Source organism: Pseudomonas sp. ok272 (genome assembly GCF_900109995.1).
Lineage (GTDB): Bacteria > Pseudomonadota > Gammaproteobacteria > Pseudomonadales > Pseudomonadaceae > Aquipseudomonas.
In genome coordinates, this window is sequence record NZ_FOCB01000005.1 from 51,903 (window position 1) to 68,201 (window position 16,299).

At 61.3% G+C, this 16,299-nt stretch carries 11 protein-coding genes and 1 tRNA gene; 9 read left to right on the forward strand and 3 right to left on the reverse strand.

The annotated features are described in order from the left end of the window. Positions 1-139 precede the first annotated feature (139 nt). The 5 genes from rpsU (at position 140) to BMW74_RS09755 (ending at position 8,680) form a co-directional block, all read left to right on the forward strand. Entirely contained in the window at positions 140-355 is a 216-nt protein-coding gene (gene rpsU, locus BMW74_RS09730; RefSeq protein WP_002551877.1) for a 30S ribosomal protein S21, read from the forward strand. Positions 356-845: 490 nt separating this feature from the next. Further along, positions 846-2,807, forward strand: coding sequence for a DNA primase (gene dnaG, locus BMW74_RS09735; RefSeq protein ID WP_093417650.1), 1,962 nt, complete (start codon positions 846-848; stop codon positions 2,805-2,807). Between the two features lie 67 nt (positions 2,808-2,874). Continuing rightward, complete coding sequence (gene rpoD / locus BMW74_RS09745; protein ID WP_093417655.1) at positions 2,875-4,722, forward strand: RNA polymerase sigma factor RpoD; 1,848 nt, start codon at positions 2,875-2,877, stop codon at positions 4,720-4,722. Between the two features lie 122 nt (positions 4,723-4,844). Continuing rightward, positions 4,845-8,588, forward strand: coding sequence for a bifunctional diguanylate cyclase/phosphodiesterase (locus tag BMW74_RS09750; protein ID WP_093417660.1), 3,744 nt, complete (start codon positions 4,845-4,847; stop codon positions 8,586-8,588). Between the two features lie 15 nt (positions 8,589-8,603). Next, positions 8,604-8,680 (forward strand) — tRNA-Ile (locus BMW74_RS09755). A 149-nt stretch (positions 8,681-8,829) separates the two neighbouring features. Here the strand turns inward: BMW74_RS09755 and BMW74_RS09760 are convergent. The 3 genes from BMW74_RS09760 to BMW74_RS09770 form a co-directional block, all read right to left on the reverse strand. Next, entirely contained in the window at positions 8,830-9,135 is a 306-nt protein-coding gene (locus BMW74_RS09760; RefSeq protein ID WP_093417666.1) for an XRE family transcriptional regulator, read from the reverse strand. Further along, positions 9,128-9,493, reverse strand: a complete 366-nt coding sequence (locus tag BMW74_RS09765; protein WP_093417671.1) for a type II toxin-antitoxin system RelE/ParE family toxin — start codon at positions 9,491-9,493, stop codon at positions 9,128-9,130. The genes BMW74_RS09760 and BMW74_RS09765 overlap by 8 nt, the downstream gene beginning before the upstream one ends. Before the next feature lie 206 nt (positions 9,494-9,699). Further along, on the reverse strand, positions 9,700-10,245 hold the full coding sequence (locus BMW74_RS09770; protein ID WP_093417675.1) for a serine acetyltransferase: 546 nt from the start codon (positions 10,243-10,245) through the stop codon (positions 9,700-9,702). 332 nt (positions 10,246-10,577) lie between these two features. Between BMW74_RS09770 and BMW74_RS09775 the strand changes: the two genes are divergently transcribed. The 4 genes from BMW74_RS09775 (at position 10,578) to pqqF (ending at position 16,178) form a co-directional block, all read left to right on the forward strand. Beyond that, positions 10,578-11,039, forward strand: a complete 462-nt coding sequence (locus BMW74_RS09775; protein ID WP_093417681.1) for an Lrp/AsnC family transcriptional regulator — start codon at positions 10,578-10,580, stop codon at positions 11,037-11,039. A gap of 141 nt (positions 11,040-11,180) precedes the next feature. Beyond that, complete coding sequence (locus BMW74_RS09780; protein ID WP_093417686.1) at positions 11,181-12,863, forward strand: flavin monoamine oxidase family protein; 1,683 nt, start codon at positions 11,181-11,183, stop codon at positions 12,861-12,863. A gap of 12 nt (positions 12,864-12,875) precedes the next feature. Next, the gene (locus tag BMW74_RS09785; RefSeq protein ID WP_093417690.1) at positions 12,876-13,670 is read left to right on the forward strand and encodes a carbon-nitrogen hydrolase family protein; all 795 of its coding nucleotides are present in this window, start codon (positions 12,876-12,878) and stop codon (positions 13,668-13,670) included. A 48-nt stretch (positions 13,671-13,718) separates the two neighbouring features. After that, positions 13,719-16,178 carry a pyrroloquinoline quinone biosynthesis protein PqqF gene (gene pqqF / locus BMW74_RS09790; RefSeq protein WP_093417693.1) on the forward strand — a complete coding sequence of 820 codons (2,460 nt, stop codon included), beginning with the start codon at positions 13,719-13,721 and terminating at the stop codon, positions 16,176-16,178. Positions 16,179-16,299: the final 121 nt, after the last annotated feature.

Here is a 16,299-nt window from a genome sequence, read left to right on the forward strand (position 1 = left end):
CCGACTAGCGGTTTTCGATCAGAGGCTTTGCATTCCGGTCGATGAGGGGTTAACATCCGCAACCCTTAAAAACCGACGTCTTCAAGTGCTCTTTTGCCGCGAGGATGTCGACCCCGGTAATGAATGAAGGTAGCTCTGGATGCCAGCCGTCAAAGTTAAAGAGAACGAACCCTTCGACGTAGCTCTGCGTCGTTTCAAGCGCTCCTGCGAAAAAGCCGGTGTACTGGCCGAAGTTCGTAGCCGCGAATTTTACGAGAAGCCTACTTCTGAGCGTAAGCGCAAGGCAGCAGCTGCTGTTAAGCGTCACGCCAAGAAAGTTCAGCGCGAACAGCGCCGCGCCGTTCGTCTGTACTAATACACAGACGATCGTAGCAAGCTTCTGCCAAGCCCGGCCCTCAGCCGGGCTTATGGCATTTGCGGATATCGCTTGATGCTTCACCGTCAAAGCCGCAGACGCGACTTGGACGAATCTGCTTCACACGTCAGACCTGGCTCTTTTGCCAGCGGTGCACGTCTCTTCTGACGAGCCTTCCAAGGCTACTGACGAGCACACCTTTTACTGATCCTCCTACATTGACGATCAGCCAAAGCGCACTCTCCCGCGCCTGATTTTGAGCTGCCCGAGGCCGGTTAACGGTGACTTTCGGATTCAGCGCATTATTTTCAAACAGTCGAATGTCGATTGGCGCTAACGTCATCAGATTTTCGGCAGATAAACTTCCCGATAGCGAATACGCAGACGATACCTGGTCGAGCCGCACATCTGCCGCGCCTCAAAACAATGACCAGCATCAGGACGCTCTTCGCGCGGGTCAAACCTTCAGCGCAGTGATGACGAGAACGCCATGGCCGGGCTAATTCCCCAGAGCTTTATTGACGACCTTCTGAACCGCACCGACATCGTCGATGTGGTCAGCTCGCGCCTGCAACTGAAAAAAGCCGGCAAGAACTACACCGCCTGCTGCCCGTTCCACAAAGAAAAAACCCCCTCCTTCAGCGTCAGCCCGGACAAACAGTTCTATTACTGCTTTGGCTGCGGCGCGGGGGGCAACGCCCTTGGCTTCATCATGGACCACGACAACCTGGACTTTCCCCAGGCGATCGAGGACCTGGCCAAAGCCGCGGGCATGGAAATACCGCGCGAGGAAAGCGGGCGCCCGCACAAACCTCGGCAACCGACCGACTCACCGCTCTATCCGCTGCTCAGCGCCGCCGCCGACTTTTATCGCCAGGCCCTCAAAAGCCATCCGGCGCGCAAAGCGGCCGTGGACTACCTCAAAGGCCGCGGCCTGACCGGCGAAATCGCCCGGGACTTCGGCCTCGGCTTTGCCCCACCCGGCTGGGACAACCTGTTCAAGCACTTGAGCAACGATACCCTGCAACAGAAAGCCATGATCGATGCCGGCCTGCTGATCGAGAACGCCGAAACGGGCAAGCGCTACGACCGCTTCCGCGACCGCGTCATGTTCCCGATCCGCGACAGTCGCGGGCGCATCATTGCCTTTGGTGGGCGCGTGCTGGGCGACGACAAACCCAAGTACCTGAACTCGCCGGAAACCCCAGTGTTTCACAAGGGCCAGGAACTCTACGGCCTGTATGAAGCACGCAAAAACAACCGCAACCTCGATGAGATCATTGTCGTCGAGGGCTATATGGACGTTATCGCGCTGGCCCAGCAAGGCTTGCGCAATGCCGTCGCCACGCTCGGCACCGCCACCAGCGAAGAACACCTCAAGCGCCTGTTTCGCGTGGTGCCCAGCGTGCTGTTTTGCTTCGATGGCGACCAAGCAGGCCGCAACGCCGCGTGGCGCGCCCTGGAGTCAACGCTTTCGAGCCTGCAGGACGGACGCCGCGCGCGCTTTCTGTTCCTGCCCGAGGGCGAGGACCCGGACACACTGGTCCGCTCCGAAGGCACCGACGCCTTCCGCGCCCGGATCAATCAACACGCCCAGCCGCTGGCCGATTACTTTTTCCAGCAACTGATCGAGGAGTCCGACCCGCGCTCGCTTGAAGGCAAGGCCCACATGGCCACCCTCGCGGCACCACTGATCGACAAGGTTCCGGGGGCCAACTTGCGCACCCTGATGCGCCAACGCCTGAGTGAAATCACCGGACTGAGCGGCGAAGCGGTGAGCCAGTTGGTGCACAGCGCCCCGCAGGAAGCGCCTCCGGCCTACGACCCCGGCATCGATTACGACGCCATGCCGGACTATAGCGACTACCATCAGCCGCAGGACGCCTACGCGCCCCAGCAGGAATGGACGCCAAAGAAACCTGGCGCCGGCGGCAAGAAGTGGGACAGCAAACCCTGGGACAAAAAGGGCAAGCGCGGCGGCGACCACGACCAGCCCCGCGCCCCGCGGATACCGGCCGCTGTCGAGCCGCCTACACTGGCGGCACTGCGAACCTTGCTGCATCACCCGCAACTGGCAGAAAAAGTCGAGGACGCCGGGCACTTCGCGGCCGAGGACCAATCCAACACACAGTTGCTGGTGGCACTGCTCGAAGCCGTACAGAAGAATCCCAAGCTAAACTCATTTCAACTGATTGCACGTTGGCATGGCACCGAACAAGGTCGATTGCTCAAGGCGCTGGCAGAAAAGGAATGGCTGATTGAGGGCGATAACCTTGAACAACAGTTTTTCGACACCATAACTAGCTTGTCAGCCCGCCAACGCGAGCGAAATCTTGAGCAACTGCTCAGGAAAGCACGTCAAAGCGAATTGAGTAGCGACGAAAAAAACCAACTGCGCGACCTACTGAGTCGCAATGTTTCCGCATCAAACCCGACCTCAACTGGCGCGTGAGGTCATAGCTCAGGTATAATCCTCGGCTTGTTTTTTGCCCGCCAAGACCTTCAGTGGATAGGGTGTTATGTCCGGAAAAGCGCAACAGCAGTCTCGTATCAAAGAGTTGATCACACTTGGTCGTGAGCAGGGCTACCTGACTTACGCGGAGGTCAACGACCACCTGCCGGAGGATATTTCAGATCCGGAACAGGTGGAAGACATCATCCGCATGATCAATGACATGGGGATCAACGTATTCGAGGTTGCGCCAGATAAGGATTCCCTTATGCTGGCCGACGCCGATACCGACGAAGCCGCGGCCGAAGAGGCAGCAGCAGCGTTGGCAGCGGTCGAGACCGACATTGGTCGCACTACCGACCCCGTGCGCATGTACATGCGTGAAATGGGTACGGTGGAGCTCCTCACGCGTGAAGGCGAAATTGAAATCGCCAAGCGTATTGAAGAGGGCATCCGTGAAGTGATGGGCGCAATTGCGCACTTCCCTGGCACGGTTGATCACATTCTCTCCGAATACACTCGCGTCACCACCGAAGGTGGCCGCCTGTCCGACGTCCTGAGCGGTTACATCGACCCGGACGACGGCATTGCGCCGCCTGCTGCAGAAGTGCCGCCTCCTGTCGACCCGAAAGCAGCTCCAGCTGCCGACGACGCCGAAGAAGAAGACGCTGAAGCCAGTGACGACGAAGAAGAAGCCGAAAGCGGTCCAGACCCGATCATCGCGGCCCAGCGTTTTGGCGCCGTGTCCGATCAGATGGAAATCACCCGCAAGGCGCTGAAAAAGCACGGCCGTAACAGCAAGCAAGCGATTGCCGAGCTGATTGCGCTGGCTGAGCTGTTCATGCCGATCAAACTGGTCCCGAAGCAATTCGAAGGCCTGGTTGAACGTGTTCGCAGCGCCCTTGATCGTCTGCGTCAGCAAGAGCGCGCGATCATGCAGCTGTGTGTGCGTGATGCTCGCATGCCGCGCGCTGACTTCCTGCGCCAGTTCCCGGGCAACGAAGTTGACGAAAGCTGGACCGATGCACTCGCCAAGGGCAAGGGCAAATACGCCGAAGCCATTGGTCGCCTGCAGCCTGACATCATTCGTTGCCAGCAGAAGCTGATCGCACTGCAAACCGAAACCGGTTTGACGATCGCCGAGATCAAGGACATCAACCGTCGCATGTCAATCGGTGAGGCCAAGGCCCGCCGTGCGAAGAAAGAGATGGTCGAAGCGAACTTGCGTCTGGTGATCTCCATCGCCAAGAAGTACACCAACCGTGGCCTGCAATTCCTCGATCTGATCCAGGAAGGCAACATTGGCTTGATGAAAGCGGTGGACAAGTTCGAATACCGTCGCGGCTACAAGTTCTCGACTTATGCCACCTGGTGGATCCGTCAGGCGATCACTCGCTCGATCGCCGACCAGGCCCGCACCATCCGTATTCCGGTGCACATGATCGAGACGATCAACAAGCTCAACCGTATTTCCCGCCAGATGTTGCAGGAAATGGGTCGCGAACCGACCCCGGAAGAGCTGGGCGAACGCATGGAAATGCCTGAGGACAAGATCCGCAAGGTATTGAAGATCGCTAAAGAGCCGATCTCCATGGAAACCCCGATCGGTGATGACGAAGACTCTCACCTGGGTGACTTCATCGAAGACTCGACCATGCAGTCGCCAATCGATGTCGCTACCGTTGAGAGCCTTAAAGAAGCGACTCGCGAAGTACTTTCCGGCCTCACTGCCCGTGAAGCCAAGGTCCTGCGCATGCGCTTTGGCATCGACATGAATACCGACCACACCCTTGAGGAAGTTGGTAAGCAGTTCGACGTTACCCGTGAGCGGATTCGCCAGATCGAAGCCAAGGCGCTGCGCAAGCTGCGCCACCCGACGAGAAGCGAGCATCTGCGCTCCTTCCTCGACGAGTAACCACAAAACCCCCGGCCCAGGCCGGGGGTTTTGCTTTCTATAGATTAAATCCCGCCGGCTTCGCCCCCTCCCCGTAGCCCGTCTACACTCGAAACATTCCCCCGAGCCATAACGAGACCGTTATGCCCAGACTCCCGGCCGTGCTGCTACTGTCGCTGATGACCTGGACCGCAACGGCTGGCGCACTGACGCTCACTGACGAAGAACGTGGCTGGCTTGCAGCTCACCCGCAACTGCGCCTGGGTGTCGATGCCTCGTGGCCGCCTTTTGAATTCCGTGATGACCAGGGCCGCTACCAGGGCCTCACCGCTGACTACATCAACGTTGTGCGAGACCGCCTGGCAACCAGCATCACCCCCATCGAACCCGCGAACTGGACGCAAGTCCTGGACCTGGTCAAGCACGACAAGCTCGATCTCTTACCCGGTATCATGTCCACCCCGGAGCGCCAGAACTATCTTTCGTTCACCCGCCCCTACCTGGACTTCCCAATTGTCATCCTGGCTCACGTTGGCGGCGCCCAGCCACACAATATTGAAGGTTTGTACGGCCTGAAAATCGCCGTCGTGGAAAACTACGCCCCCCACGAACTGCTGCGCACGCACCATCCCGACCTCAATCTGGTGCCCATGCCCAACGTCAGCGCAGCGTTGCAAGCCCTGGCTATCCACCAGGTAGACGCCGTGGTCGGCGACCTGGCTTCAAGTGTCTGGACACTGCGCCAACTCAAACTCGAAGGGATCTACGTCAGCGGAGAAACCCCCTACCGCTTTCAACTAGCGATGGCGGTGCCGCTGGACGACAAAGTGCTGGTCGGCATACTGGACAAGGTCCTGGCCGACATGAGTCCGGGAGAAATCAGCGCCATCCAGGAGCACTGGGTCGGCAACGTGCTGGATCGACGCACGTTCTGGTCGGACCTGTTGATGTACGGCCTCCCCGGCATACTGTTGCTGGTCGCCGTGCTGGCGGTGGTGATTCGCATCAATCGCCGCCTCAGCTCGGAAATCGCTCGCCGAGTCGCCCTCGAACAAGAGCTACGCTCCAGCGAATACCATTACCGTGGCCTGGTAGAAAGCCTATCCGCGATTGCCTGGGAAGCGCGCATCAGCGATTTCACCTACAGCTACGTTTCCCCCCACGCCGAAGACCTGCTGGGTTATCCCCTGTCCCATTGGCTGATTCCGGGCTTCTGGCGCAACATCATTCACCCCGCCGATCTGACGCGCGCCCAGAGCTTTTGCGATCACGAGGTGCTCGCCGGGCGTGACCACAGCCTCGACTATCGAGTCATCACCGCCGATGGCCGCTGCCTCTGGGTACGCGATATCGTCAGCCTGATCGAGCACGGCCACGAACCGGTGCTGCGCGGGCTGATGATCGACATCAGCGATGCCAAGCACACCGAGGAAGCCCTGCGCCTATCGGAGCAAAAGTTCGCCTCGGTGTTCCAGCAATGCCCGGACATCCTGGTGATCGCCCGCCTGTCCGACGGCTGCCTGCTGGAGGTCAACAAAGCGTTCGAGGAGCAGATCGGACTCAGCGCCGAACAAGTCATTGGCCGGACAGCCACCGACCTCAACATCTGGGGCATCGCCGGCGTGGGTCCTGGCCTGCTGCAACGCCTGCAGGCCGGCAGTATCCGCAACCTGGAGATGCCCTTTCGCCGCAGTAATGGCCATGTGTTCACCGGGCTGATTTCCGCCGAGCCCTTCGAGCTCGACACCACCCCGGCCCTGGTGGTCGCTGTACGCGACATCAGCCAGCTCAAGGAGACCCAACAGCAGCTGCAGACCTCCGAGGAGAAGTTTGCCAAGGCCTTCCACGCCTCGCCGGACGGCTTGTTGCTGTCACGGGTCAGTGATGGCCTGCTGCTGGAAGTCAACGAAGGCTTCAGCCGCATTACCGGCTTCAACAGCGCAATGTCACTGGACCGCTCCACCCTGGACCTGGGCATCTGGGTCAATCTCAACGAGCGCAAGCAAATGCTCGACCTGCTCAAGCGCGACGGCTTTGTCCGCGACTTCAGTTGCCACATCCGCCGCAGCGATGGGCAGGTTCGCTTGTGCGAAATGTCCAGCCGACCGCTGCCTATCGGCGATGACGAATGCATGCTGACCATCGCCCGGGACATCACCGAGCGCCACCTGATGCAGGAAAAACTGCAACAGGCCGCCACCGTATTCGAGAGCACCGCCGAAGGCGTGCTGATCACCGATACGCAACAGCACATCAGCGCCGTCAACCGCGCATTCACCGAGATCACCGGCTACAGCGAGACCGAAGCCCTGGGCCATACCCCCCGACTACTGGCCTCAGGCCTGCACGACAGCGCCTTCTACGCGGCCATGTGGCATCAGTTGACCGACGAAGGCCATTGGCAGGGCGAGATCTCCAACCGGCGCAAGAACGGCGAGGTCTATCCCAGCTGGCTGACCATCAGCGCCGTGCGCAACAAGGACCGCTTCATCACCCACTTCGTGGCGGTGTTTGCCGACATCTCCAGTCTCAAGCACGCCCAGGCCAAGCTCGACTACCAGGCGCACCACGACCCACTGACCGGCCTGCCGAACCGTACGCTGTTCGAAAGCCGCCTGCTGGGCGCCCTGAACGCCCAACAGGACAACGGCAGCCAGGGCGCGGTGCTGTTTCTCGATGTCGACCGCTTCAAGCACATCAACGACAGCCTTGGCCATCCGGTGGGCGATCTGTTGCTCAAAGGCATCGCCGTGCGCCTCAAGGAACAAGTGCGCGACATCGATACCGTCGCCCGCCTGGGGGGCGATGAGTTCATTATCCTGCTGCCCGGCCTGCAGCAGGCGAGCGATGCCGACCATATCGCCAACAAGTTGCTGAACTGCTTCGGCGCACCGTTTCAGGCCGGCGAACACGAGTTTTTCATCAGCGCCAGCATCGGCACCAGCCTCTACCCCAAGGATGGCCGCGATGTCGCCACCCTGGTCAAGAACGCCGATGCGGCGATGTACCGCTCCAAGGCCAAAGGGCGCAACCGTGTTGAAAGCTATACCCGCGACCTCACCGCCCAGGCCAGCGAACGTGTCGCCCTGGAGCATGAACTGCGCCGCGCCATCGAACGCAATGAACTGACCCTGTTCTATCAGCCCAAAATCAGCCTCATCCACCCACAACTGGTCGGAGCCGAGGCCCTGATCCGCTGGCATCACCCCGTCTTTGGCGATGTTCCGCCCGAGCACTTCATCGCCCTGGCCGAAGAGAACGGCATGATCCTGCAAATTGGCGATTGGGTGCTGGAACAGGCTTGCCTGCAAATGCAGGCATGGCAAAGGTGCTACGAAGGTTTTGGCTCACTGTCGGTCAACCTGGCCGGTGCACAGCTACGCCAACCCAATTTGCTGGCGCGTATCGAGCAACTGCTCAAGGACAACCACCTCAATCCAGGGCTGTTGCAACTGGAGATCACCGAAAACTTCATCATGAGCCAGGCCGAAGAGGCCCTTGAAGTCCTGCACCAACTCAAACACCTCGGGGTACAACTGGCGATTGATGACTTCGGCACCGGCTACTCGTCCCTGAGCTATCTCAAGCGCCTGCCGCTGGACTACCTGAAAATCGACCAGTCCTTTGTTCGCGGCCTGCCGGATGACCCCCACGATGTGGCGATCGTCCGCGCCATCATCGCCCTGGGCCGCAGCATGCAGTTCACGATCATCGCCGAGGGGGTCGAGAGCCAGGCACAACAACAATTCCTGGCGGGCGAAGGCTGCGAACAGATCCAGGGCTACATCGTCAGCCTGCCACTGCCCGCCGACGAATTCGCCGCAACGTTTCTTCGTATCGCAGTTTCAGACTTTTCGGATAGCACAGCCGAGAAACCGTCGCTATAATCCGCGACCTACTGAGGGCCTATAGCTCAGTTGGTTAGAGCAGAGGACTCATAATCCTTTGGTCCACGGTTCGAGTCCGTGTAGGCCCACCACATTGAAAGCCGCGCATTGCGCGGCTTTTGCTTGTCTGACGGTTCACGTCTCTAGCCCCACCTCCAGAAAGTGTCCACCGCCCCATTAATAACAAACCCGGCCAAGGGCTGGGTTTGTAGAGAGTGGTATGGACATCGGGCGGTGCGGCTCAGTCAGCGAAGTTCTCGATCTTGACCTGCCCTTCGGGGAAGGTCGCGATGATTTCCAGCTCGCCCCCCATGGCGCGGATGTAGTTGCGCAGGGTGCTGATGTACATGTCAGTGCGGCGTTCCATTTTGGAGATCGCCGCTTGGTTGATGTGCAGGGTTTTGGCCAGGGTTGCCTGACTCAGCTCCTGAGCCTTGCGCAACTCATGCAAAGGCATTTCCTTAAGGTGTTGCTGGAACAGTTGCTGCGCCTCGGCGCGGGACTCTGGTGACATGCGAGCTTGAAGTTCAGCAAATTTCTTAGCCATTGTTACGGCCCTCTTTACGCAGTGTTTCCAAGTGTTCGTCGTACAACTTTTCCGCCAGCGGGACATAGTCCTCATACCAGCGGCCTTGACCCGTTTTATCGCCGCCAATCAGCAGTAACGCACAGCGGCGTGGATCAAACGCATACAGCACACGATAAGGCCGGCCTGCATGTTGCACGCGCAGCTCTCGGAGGTTGCCATGCCGCGAGCCTCTGATGTCCGAGCAGTGGGGATAACGCAGACCGGGGCCAAGCACGCCCAGCAGGTCTACGCTAGCCGACACGCTGGCCTGCTCTTTGGCCTCCAGGCCTTCCCACCAGCCTCCAAATTCGTCGGTGTACTCAATATCCCAACTCACGCCAATATTCCACCCAAGGAATATGACCTCAAGGGAATTATTCTATGAGCTTCAGCGGCCGCCCTACCACGCCGGTTAGCCAGGAAATTGTTAACGGTGGTTTCTGGCCAAGGCAGCCCCGCACACTATTGGACAGCTTTTGTCCTGCTGCCAGCAGGGCAGCGCGGACCGTCACCCCAACCTAGCAACGCGCCGGCGACGGTTCTTCACTTCGGATTGATCATCGTGACATGCCGGGTATAGCAACTGCTGTTATCCGGGATGTCCTTGTTGATAAAGGCCATCGCCCCGACGGTGACATTGTCGCCAATGCGCAGGTCGTCGCCGATGATGCACACGTTGGCGCCCAACTCGACGTTGTTACCGATGTAGATCAACCCCTTCTGGCCCGTAGCCCTGACACCGATGGTGGTGTTCTGGCGGATAAACAGGTTGTCACCGATGCGCGCCGCATCCGCAATAACGATCCCGACACGGTGCGCGAAGTTCAGGCCGGGGCCTATCTCTGCTGCCAGCATGATGTCGATCCCGTGGGTACGTACCAGGCGTGCGTGGATCCGTCGGGCGAGCTTGGGGTAGTTGAGCAGTCCCTTGGGACGCCGGTAGAAGTGCTGGGCCAGCCGGAACCAGAACAGGTAGTGCTCTTGTTCTTTCAGGCGGATCCGGTGAAGCATTTTCTTGAGCTTGAGGGGCTTGTGCTCACCGCCCATTACTTCGATGCGCCAGAATCTTTTTAGATTCTCCCAGTCCATGTATTCCACTTGCGGCGTTCTCCTGGATGGATGTGCAGCCCATCCGTTTAAGCTGTTTTAAAGAAACATGACACCACTCGGCGCGACTTGCATTGAGTCCAGCTAAATGGCTAGCGTTGCTCACGAGCCACCAATAATACGTGCAAATACGGCAGCGGCCGCATAGCCCCTCATTTCTGTGCTCGCATCACTGAGTCATCAGGATCACGCGGGCAGCAGGCGAGTCAGGTCGGATGCATACGCCCACCCCCAACCTGACACGACCGTCGCGAGCGCCAACCCGGATGAGTCTGTAACATGCTCGCCCATTGACGCCCGCGCCGGAGAACACCTTGCCCGCCACACGCCCGCCTGTCCTCGATGAAATCGACCACCAGTTGATTGCCGCCCTGCAGCTCAACGCCCGTGAAAGCGTGGCCATGCTGGCTCGGCAACTGGGCATCGCCCGCACCACAGTGACCTCTCGCCTGGCCCGGCTGGAGAAGAGCAAGGTCATCACCGGCTACGGCGTACGCCTGGGCCAGCGCGTGGTGGATGGCGGCTTGCAGGCCTATGTCGGGATCACCGTGCAGCCGCGTTCGGGCAAGGAAGTGTTGCGCCGGCTCAGCACCATGGCCCAGGTCCAGCAACTGTGCGCGGTGAGTGGCGAGTTCGATTACGTGGCCTGGCTGCGCACCGACTCACCGGAACAGCTGGATCAACTGCTCGACCAGATCGGCAGCGTCGATGGCGTGGACAAGACCACGACCTCGATCATCCTCAGCAGCAAAATTGATCGCGGTCAGCCAGTCTGACCACCAGCTTCGTCATATCGCATTAAAACCACACAAAACGACGACACATTGCGTCTTATTAACGTACGTAACGCTCCCTAGAATGGCGACAGTCTTTTCCTATACTCAGCACCTCGGTGCCAGTCGCCAGCAAGGTCAGCCATGAACAACAATAATCGCCATCCTGCAGACGGTAAAAAACCAATCACCATCTTTGGCCCGGACTTTCCTTTCGCCTTCGACGACTGGATCGAGCACCCGGCCGGCCTGGGCAGCATCCCCGCGCACAACCACGGGGCGGAAGTGGCGATTGTCGGGGCTGGCATCGCTGGGCTGGTCGCCGCCTACGAACTGATGAAGCTGGGCCTCAAGCCCGTGGTCTACGAGGCCTCGAAAATGGGCGGGCGCCTGCGCTCCCAAGCGTTCGAGGGGGCCGAAGGGATCATCGCCGAGTTGGGTGGCATGCGTTTCCCGGTGTCCTCCACCGCCTTCTATCACTACGTCGACAAGCTGGGCCTGGAGACCAAGCCCTTCCCCAATCCGCTGACCCCGGCCTCCGGCAGCACGGTCATCGACCTCGAAGGCCAGACCCATTACGCACAAAAGCTCGCCGACCTTCCCGCACTGTTCCAGGAAGTGGCCGACGCCTGGGCCGATGCCCTGGAGGACGGCTCGCGCTTTGGCGAGATCCAGCAAGCCATTCGCGACCGCGACGTGCCACGCCTCAAAGCGCTGTGGAACACCCTGGTGCCGCTGTGGGATGACCGCACGTTCTACGATTTTGTCGCCACCTCAAAGGCGTTCGCCAAGCTGTCGTTCCATCACCGCGAAGTGTTCGGCCAGGTCGGTTTCGGCACCGGCGGCTGGGATTCGGACTTCCCCAATTCGATGCTGGAAATCTTCCGCGTAGTGATGACCAACTGCGACGATCACCAGCACCTGGTGGTCGGCGGCGTCGAGCAGGTGCCGCTGGGCATCTGGCGCCATGCGCCGCAGCGCTGCGCCCACTGGCCTGAAGGCACCAGCCTGAGCTCGCTGCACAACGGCGCGCCACGCACCGGCGTCAAGCGCATCGCCCGCGCCGCCGACGGGCGCTTCAGTGTCACCGACAACTGGGGCGACACCCGCGAATACGCCGCCGTGCTGACCACCTGCCAGAGCTGGCTGCTGACCACCCAGATCGAGTGTGAAGAGTCGTTGTTCTCGCAGAAGATGTGGATGGCCCTGGATCGCACCCGCTACATGCAATCGTCGAAGACCTTCGTCATGGTCGACCGGCCGTTCTGGAAGGACAAAGACCCGGAGACTGGGCGCGACCTGATGAGCATGACCCTCACCGATCGCCTGACCCGTGGCACTTACCTGTTCGACAATGGCGACGATAAGCCCGGGGTGATCTGCCTGTCGTACTCGTGGATGAGCGATGCGCTGAAAATGCTCCCGCAACCCATCGAAAAACGCGTGAAGCTGGCCCTCGACGCCCTGAAGAAAATCTACCCGAACGTCGACATCGCGGCGCGGATCATCGGCGATCCGATCACCGTGTCCTGGGAAGCCGACCCGCATTTCCTCGGCGCGTTCAAGGGCGCCCTACCCGGCCACTACCGCTACAACCAGCGCATGTACGCGCACTTCATGCAGCAGGAGATGCCGAGCGAGCAACGCGGGATCTTTATCGCCGGTGACGATGTTTCCTGGACCCCGGCCTGGGTCGAGGGTGCGGTCCAGACCTCGCTCAACGCGGTGTGGGGCATCATGAATCACTTTGGCGGCGCCACCCACGCCGAGAACCCCGGCCCGGGCGATGTGTTCAATGAGATCGGGCCAATTGCCCTGCCCGAGTAAGAGGAGTCCGACATGCGCGTAGCTCTTTACCAATGCCCTCCGTTGCCACTGGACGTTGCCGGCAACCTGCAACGCTTGCAGCAACTCGCGACCGAGGCCAGCGACGCTGACCTGCTGGTGTTCCCGGAGATGTTCCTGACCGGCTACAACATTGGAGTCGAAGCGGTCGGGGCCTTGGCCGAAGCGCAAGACGGCGACTGCGCGCAACGCATCGCCGACATCGCCAGGGCGCACGACATCGCCATTGTCTACGGCTATCCGGAACGGGCCGAGGATGGGCAGATCTACAACGCCGTGCAGTTGATCGACCGCCATGGGCAGCGCCTGGCCAATTACCGCAAGACCCACCTGTTCGGCGACCTCGACCATTCAATGTTCAGCGCCGGGGCCGATCAGTTCCCGCTGGTGGAGCTCAACGGCTGGACCCTCGGGTTTCTGATCTGCTACGACCTGGAGTTCCCGGAGAACGCCCGGCGCCTGGCGCTGGCGGGCGCCGAACTGATCCTGGTGCCGACGGCCAACATGATCCCCTACGACTTCATCGCAGACGTCACCGTGCGCTCGCGGGCCTACGAGAACCAGTGCTACGTGGCCTACGCCAACTATTGTGGCCACGAAGGCGATATCCACTATTGCGGCCAGAGCAGCATCGCCGCCCCCGATGGCACTCGCATTGCCCAGGCCGGGTTGGACGAAGCGCTGATTGTCGGCACCCTCGACCGGCAGGCAATGCGCGATTCCCGCGCGGCCAATCGCTACTTGATCGACCGCCGCCCAGCGCTCTACGGCGCGCTGAACAAGCACTGACCCGGGCTTTTCGCTAGCATGAGCGCTTCCTCTGTAGCGGAAGTGCTCATGCCTGCGCCGACCCACCTTCATCCCCACACCGCAACCCTGGCCAACGGCCTGCGGGTTGCCCTTCGCCATGCCCCCGGTTTGAAGCGCTGCGCCGCCGTGTTGCGCGTGGCCGCCGGCAGCCACGACGCCCCACACGCCTGGCCCGGGCTGGCGCACTTGGTGGAGCATTTGCTGTTTCTCGGCACCCCGCGGTTTCCCGCAGGCGATGGACTGATGGCCTACGTGCAGCAACACGGCGGGCAGTTGAACGCCAGCACCCGCGAGCGCCACACCGACTTTTTCTTCGAACTGCCACCCCACGCCTTCGCCGGCGGGCTTGAGCGTCTCCAGGACATGCTCGCCCAGCCACGCCTGGACCCGGACGATCAACGGCGCGAACGGGAAGTGCTGGAGGCCGAATTCATCGCCTGGTCCCAGGATGCCTCGGCGCAGCAGCAACACGCGTTGTTCGCGGGATTGGCGGCGGATCATCCGCTGCGCGGCGTGCACGCCGGCAACCGCGACAGCCTGAAAGTCGAGCAGCCCGCGTTTCAACAGGCGCTACGGGCCTTCCACCAACGCTTCTACCACAGTGCCCGGATGAGCCTGAGCCTGGTCGGCCCGATGCCGCTGGATGAACTGCACACCCTGGCCAACAGCTTTGGCGCCGCCTTCATCAGCAAAGAGACGTCAGCCCAGGACACGCCACCGGCGCTGATGACCGGCGCCAGCGCTCACTACCAACAGGCCAGTGAGCGTCGCCTCGACCTGCTGTTTACCCTGGAAGCGCTGCCCGATGCCTCCCGCGAAGCCCTGGACTTTCTCTGTACCTGGGTCAACACCACAAAGCCCGGGGGCCTGCTGGCCGAACTGCGCCAGCGCCATCTGATCGAACAGCTCAAGGCCACGCCGCTGTATCAGTTTGGCGGACAGGCGCTGCTGCACGTTGCCTTCACCCTGACCGATGCCGCAGCCGCCGCGCCAACCATCACGGCGCTGTTCCACGACTGGCTGCACTTCTTCGCGCAGCAGGCCGACTGGTCGGCACTGCGCGCGGAGTACGCCTTGCAGCAACAGCGCAAGCGCCAATCCAGCCAGGCCTTGACCCTGGCCCGACTGGACAGCGAGTCATTGGCGCCCCAACTGCCGGAGTCGGGCGTGATCGCCCTCAAGGCGATCTTGCAGCAAATGGCCGCCCCACCAGCGAACCACCTGGGGGTCGCCTGGCAATTGCCCGCGGCCAACCCGTTCCTGCGCAGTGCCGAAGAGCCGGCACCTGCCGGGCTGATCCGTGGGCAGACCAGCGCCCACCGCGGCCTGCGCACCTTCGCCCAGGATCGTACCCGGGGACGGCGCGAGCGCTCATCGATGCAGTTCAGCCAGGCCTTGAGCGACAACTCGGGGGACTCGGTGCTGTGCCTGCGCTGGTGCCTCGACGCGCCAGCCCCCGCCAACCTGGCACCGGTGCTGCGCCGCAGCCTGCAGAGCCTGAGTGACGATGCCCTACAGGCGGGTGTCGCGTTGTCCTTCAACGAAACCGGCAATCAATGGCGGCTGACACTCAGCGGCTGGCATGAGCCGATGCCGGCGATTCTCGAACAGGCGCTGCACTGCCTGGCCAGCCCACAGGCCGAGGCCTGGCAAGGCGGCGATCGGGCGACGCCGCCGATCGCCATCCGCCAACTGCTCAAGGCGCTGCCCGTCCATTGCCTGGGGCAAAGCTCAGCCCCGGCACTCGGCAGCGCCACCCTCGAGGACCTGCAACAACGCTGGGCCGGCGCCCATTGGGACGGACTGGCCGCAGGCCTGTCCGCCACCGCGCAGAGCGCCATCACCCGCGCCCTGAGCCGAGCGCCGGGCAGCCCCGACGGCCCGTTCAGCGCCCCCTTGTCGATTGCCGGCTGCCGACTCTGGTCGCACGTGCCGTGCACCGGCAGTGAGCATGCCGTGCTGCTGTTCTGCCCGGCACCGAGTCTGGAACTGGCCGACGAAGCCGCCTGGCGCATGCTCGGGCATATCTGCCAGACGCCGTTCTATCAGCGCCTACGGGTTGAACGGCAACTGGGCTACGCCGTGTTCAGCGGTATCCGACAGATCAACGGGCAGACCGGGATGCTGCTGGGCGTGCAATCGCCGCACGCGCCGGTCAAGGAACTGCTTGAGCATGTGGAACGCTTCCTCCAGCAACTGCCCGAGCTGATCGCCGCCCTCGATGACGCGACGCTACGCCTGCAGCAACACGCCCTGGCGCAGCAACTCGACACCCAGGCCATGCCACTGCCGCAGGCCTTTGAACTGCTTTGGCAGGGCAAGCTGGCGGGCCATTCGTCGGATTACCTGATTGAACTGCAGCAGGCGGTGTCACGCCTGGACCGCCGTGCCTTGCTGGAGGCGGCAAGCCGCTTGATCCAGCTGGACGGTGGCCGCCGGTGCCTGGCCAACAGCCCTCCAGAGGGCGGCTGGCAACGGGCCGATTGATCATTACCGGGGCTGTAATGGGCTTTCTTCAATCGATATCTCCTTTTTGCGGAAACGTTTCAGTAACATAGTCCTCCCCGCACCTGACCACCTCCCCCGGGGAGGTGGACTATATGTATAG

Coding starts and splice junctions, on each gene's coding strand:
- BMW74_RS09785 (WP_093417690.1), top strand. CDS start 12,876: ATGCGCGTAGCTCTTTACCAATGCCCTCCGTTGCCACTGGACGTTGCC.
- BMW74_RS09780 (WP_093417686.1), top strand. CDS start 11,181: ATGAACAACAATAATCGCCATCCTGCAGACGGTAAAAAACCAATCACC.
- BMW74_RS09770 (WP_093417675.1), bottom strand. CDS start 10,245: ATGGACTGGGAGAATCTAAAAAGATTCTGGCGCATCGAAGTAATGGGC.
- pqqF (WP_093417693.1), top strand. CDS start 13,719: ATGCCTGCGCCGACCCACCTTCATCCCCACACCGCAACCCTGGCCAAC.
- BMW74_RS09750 (WP_093417660.1), top strand. CDS start 4,845: ATGCCCAGACTCCCGGCCGTGCTGCTACTGTCGCTGATGACCTGGACC.
- rpsU (WP_002551877.1), top strand. CDS start 140: ATGCCAGCCGTCAAAGTTAAAGAGAACGAACCCTTCGACGTAGCTCTG.
- BMW74_RS09760 (WP_093417666.1), bottom strand. CDS start 9,135: ATGGCTAAGAAATTTGCTGAACTTCAAGCTCGCATGTCACCAGAGTCC.
- rpoD (WP_093417655.1), top strand. CDS start 2,875: ATGTCCGGAAAAGCGCAACAGCAGTCTCGTATCAAAGAGTTGATCACA.
- dnaG (WP_093417650.1), top strand. CDS start 846: ATGGCCGGGCTAATTCCCCAGAGCTTTATTGACGACCTTCTGAACCGC.